General features: G+C 41.9%; 9 protein-coding genes. 6 read left to right on the forward strand and 3 right to left on the reverse strand.

The features are described 5' to 3' along the window. A partial coding sequence (locus tag L654_RS1000000127945; RefSeq protein ID WP_029753453.1) for a hypothetical protein occupies positions 1 to 561 on the forward strand: 561 nt, incomplete at its 5' end. Positions 562 to 608: 47 nt separating this feature from the next. Here L654_RS1000000127945 and L654_RS1000000128085 read toward each other — a convergent pair. From L654_RS1000000128085 to L654_RS0101555, 3 genes are read right to left on the reverse strand one after another with little or no spacing between them, the layout of a single operon-like run. Further along, positions 609 to 911, reverse strand: coding sequence for a hypothetical protein (locus tag L654_RS1000000128085; protein ID WP_024607044.1), 303 nt, complete (start codon positions 909 to 911; stop codon positions 609 to 611). Next, complete coding sequence (locus L654_RS0101550) at positions 898 to 1,203, reverse strand: hypothetical protein (RefSeq protein WP_004589032.1); 306 nt, start codon at positions 1,201 to 1,203, stop codon at positions 898 to 900. Before L654_RS0101550 ends, L654_RS1000000128085 begins: the two co-directional genes overlap by 14 nt. Positions 1,204 to 1,222: 19 nt before the next feature. Beyond that, a complete protein-coding gene (locus L654_RS0101555; RefSeq protein WP_024607045.1) occupies positions 1,223 to 1,843 on the reverse strand; it encodes a S24 family peptidase in 621 nt (206 codons plus the stop codon). 151 nt (positions 1,844 to 1,994) lie between these two features. On the opposite strand from L654_RS0101555, the gene L654_RS0101560 reads away from it, so the two are divergent. From L654_RS0101560 to L654_RS0101580, 5 genes are all read left to right on the forward strand, one after another. Next, positions 1,995 to 2,213 carry a YdaS family helix-turn-helix protein gene (locus tag L654_RS0101560; protein ID WP_024607046.1) on the forward strand — a complete coding sequence of 73 codons (219 nt, stop codon included), beginning with the start codon at positions 1,995 to 1,997 and terminating at the stop codon, positions 2,211 to 2,213. Next, positions 2,210 to 2,485 (forward strand): AlpA family phage regulatory protein, encoded by a 276-nt coding sequence (locus L654_RS0101565; protein WP_002960068.1) that lies wholly within the window; start codon positions 2,210 to 2,212, stop codon positions 2,483 to 2,485. Before L654_RS0101560 ends, L654_RS0101565 begins: the two co-directional genes overlap by 4 nt. 10 nt (positions 2,486 to 2,495) lie before the next feature. Continuing rightward, the gene (locus tag L654_RS0101570) at positions 2,496 to 2,771 is read left to right on the forward strand and encodes a hypothetical protein (RefSeq protein ID WP_024607047.1); all 276 of its coding nucleotides are present in this window, start codon (positions 2,496 to 2,498) and stop codon (positions 2,769 to 2,771) included. A 2-nt stretch (positions 2,772 to 2,773) separates the two neighbouring features. Beyond that, positions 2,774 to 3,124, forward strand: coding sequence for a hypothetical protein (locus L654_RS01000000125335; RefSeq protein WP_225305699.1), 351 nt, complete (start codon positions 2,774 to 2,776; stop codon positions 3,122 to 3,124). Positions 3,125 to 3,169: 45 nt separating this feature from the next. After that, on the forward strand, positions 3,170 to 3,632 hold a 463-nt coding region (locus L654_RS0101580), incomplete at its 3' end, for an SAM-dependent methyltransferase (protein ID WP_024607048.1).

Consider the following 3,632-nt stretch of genomic DNA (forward strand, 5'->3'; position numbering starts at 1 on the left):
ACAGTAAACGCAGCCGCAAAAGGCAAGGTAGAGCTTACCCAAGGCAAGGCAGTAATAGCAGGTATTGTATTGCTGTTTATTGCAGTGGCATTTGCCACGCCACCCCCGCCACTTACTCCAGAGCAAAAAGCGGTCAAGGCTGAGCAGGCAAAAACTGAAAAAATAAAACAAGCTCAGCAAGCAAGAATTAAAAAAGAAATTGAGCAACGTGAAATAGCCGCAGAGCAAGAAAAGTTGCGAATTAAGGCGGAAAAAATAGAGCGTGAAAAAGCAGAGGAGCTAGCTGCTGAGCGAGAGGAAGAATGCAAATCTGATTATATGCATTATTATATGGCTCAAGACTTTGTAAAAGATAGCTTGGTTTCTCCGTCAACCGCTGACTTTCCATCATCAAACGCAAGCGGTGTAAGAACTGAATATATGGGAGATTGCGTATACAGAGTGTGGGGTTATGTGGACTCACAAAACAGGTTTGGCGCAACAATAAGAGGTCGTTATTATGTTGAGCTTAGAAAAGAAGAAGAAAAAAACAAATGGAGCTTGCTCGATATAAAAATATAAACAAAAAAGGCCGCTAAATTAGCGGCTTTTTTAGGTGATAAGTTAAATTAAAGGTACTTAATGGCCGCAAGCACCAACCCCGCACTACTGAAAATAGAGGCTAGCGCCCACACTTTAAAGCTAGAAATGCTAAGTTTAAGTTCAAAAATTTCAGTGCGCAGGCTTCTAAACTCACCGCTGTGAATTTTTAGCTCTGATTTAATCTCATCAATATCGCGTTTAATATACCCAACGTCTGATTCGAGTTTTGCTATTCTGGTTTCCATGTCACCACCACCGCCGCTGCCTGATTTTTTACTGGTTTTATTATCACCCATAAAATCAACATCTACAATGTTACTCTTGCTCATCAGTTGTTTCCTTTTCTAATGCTGCCATTATTATTTTAGTATTTAGCGTTTGCTGAGTGCTGCAAGTGGTGCAAATTAATGTGAAAGTAGGAAAGGTAACTTCGTCTATTTTCCCTTTAGGTGTTACAAAGTGTGAAGTTTGTTTGGTTACGGCTAGCGTATCATCTTCAGTGGCTAAAAAGCTCAGTTCGCCTGTTTTGCACACAGGGCAAGGGGCGTTATTAGTGAGTTTGTTATAAACCTTGTTTACTTTATCGACATTAACGCGTGCGTAAAACTCCAAATCATCCATTGTATTATCCTTAATTTATTTAAAACGACTTACCAGCAAATATTATTTTACCCACCAACGTACAATTGCCGTTTATCGGTATTAGTTGCTCAGGCCAGTTAGGGTTGGCGGCTTTTAAAAACTTGTGGCCACTTTCAATAATGAGCTGCTTAAAGGTAGCTTCGTTATTATCGTCTAAACGCGCTACTACGTACGAACCGTGTATGCACTCAGCTTCGGGGTCTACAAATATTAAATCACCCTCGTAAAATTTAGGCTCCATACTCACGCCTTGCACCCGCAGGGCAAACGTTTTGCCGCTTGCGTTAACTGGGCACATAAAACGTTCAGCGTCGCATTCGCGTATCTCGTTTATTTCACTCCATGCACCCGCTTGAACCCAGCTAATAAGCGGCACAGTTGATTTAATGTCAGGCCCTGGCGAAACGTTGTTATTGATGTTTTCCGTTACACCAAACTGCAAAAACTCAGGTGTGCACTGTAGCGCCTTAGCCAGCTCATTTATTTTCTTGGTCGTTTTAGTTGTTCCATCTTCAATCCTTTGGAGCGATTGCTGAGCTATCCCAATCATTTCAGAAAGCTTAACTTGGGTTAAGTCTAGTTCTTTTCTTCTTTCTTTTACTCTTTTTCCAATGCTCATAAGTAGTCCTTTCTTATCAAAAACAGTTAATTAAGTTGAATTAATACAGTCAAATTACAGCTTATAGCTATTTTACAGCTAAAACAGGTATTGACAACCACGCTGCAACTGTATTTAATACAGCTACAAACTGTAATAAAGGCGTTGAATTATGAATAACATCGCTAAAGCTGTAAAAATCTATGGCGGACAAACTAAGTTAGGCAGCGCCTTAGGTGTAAAACAAGCTTCTGTGTGGGATTGGATAAATAAGTACGGCCAAGCCCCAGCGAAATACATTACCCGTATTTCAGAACTAACAAACGGCCAAGTAACGGTAGCAGACCTACTAGCTGACCACGTTAAAACCGACAAGGAAGATGCAGCATGAGCCAGTTAATCGCAGCAGATCATTACCGCCGCAATGTACGTGGTGAAGTGGTAACAATAAACGACCGATATTTACGCCCTGCAGACGTGGCGCAAAAGTGCGGCATGCACCGCACATCGTTATATCGGTTGATGGATAAAGGGCAGTTTCCTAAAACACATAAAATATCGAGCGGCCGTGTTGTATGGCTTGAAGCAGATATTGAGGAGTTTATGCGTTTAGGCAGTGAGAAGTTTCAAGAGATTTACGGCAATAAACAAGTTAATAACTAGGAGCAGGGCAATGGGCACATACCAAGTATTTAGCAGAGAAACGTTAAGCAGCTTTAAAACATTAGCAGAGCAATGCCGCTATTTATTGAGCTGCAAAATTACTACAACAAAAGCAACGCACGAAACAAAGCCAGCAGTGCTACAAGCGCGTGTGGGTGACTTTTTATTGCCGGTTTTTTGCTCGGGTGATGAATACCAAACAATACAAAAAGCAGTTTTCTGGTTAAAAACACAAGCAACTAATTACCTAAATGCAGCAACCCGTAGCCAGCAAGGAGTTAATTAATCATGGCAAACACAGCTATTAACTACCCAAACCCAGCACCATTAAAAGCAGTAACTGGCCGCCACGTACCAAAAGGCTTGGCCGAAATAAAAGCATTAATGGGCAGCGAGCGCCACACGCCAGAATACGTGTATACCAAAGTGCTAAGCGAGCAAGAGCGCACATTAGTATGTTTTGCGGCAGGCCTAAAGCGCCACCATTTAGAAAGCGGCTTTGCTAATTTTAATGCAGATACCCGCTTAAAAATACACAAGGCTATTTTGCAAATGGAGCAATTAGTAAAAGCATTTACCGATGCTAACGCCATGGCCCCCGCTAAATTTGTGCAACATGCAACATGCACCGCGCGTTGAAGCCAATACCAACTATTCACATTTAACCATTACTAAGGCGTAACAATGAGTTCATTAAATCGCGGAACGGTACGCAACGGCGACGACTACTACATAACACCACATTGGTTAATAGAAGATTTTTTAGCAGCGCTTGCTGAAAATAATATGTTGGTTTGCTCACCAGATGAAAACCCAAGAGTGCTAGACCCAAGCGCAGGCGGTTGTAACAAGTACGAAATGAGCTACCCAACAGTGCTAGAAAAAGAAGGCTTTACAGTTGATAGCTGGGATATTCGTGCTGATTCACGCGCTAGCGTAATTAACTGTGATTTTTTGCAGGTAAAGAGTTTAAAAAAACCATACGACATGATCATCACCAACCCGCCCTTTAACGTGGCGCAAGAGTTTACCGAGCATGCGCTCGAAATGGTTAAAGAGAGTGGCTTAGTGATCATGCTGCAACGCCTTAATTGGTTGGGTAGCCAAAAGCGCAAACCTATGTGGCAAAAATTACCATTAGCGGCGG

Origin of the sequence: Pseudoalteromonas sp. TAB23 (assembly GCF_000498075.1) — a bacterium.
In the GTDB taxonomy this organism is placed as follows: domain Bacteria; phylum Pseudomonadota; class Gammaproteobacteria; order Enterobacterales; family Alteromonadaceae; genus Pseudoalteromonas; species Pseudoalteromonas arctica.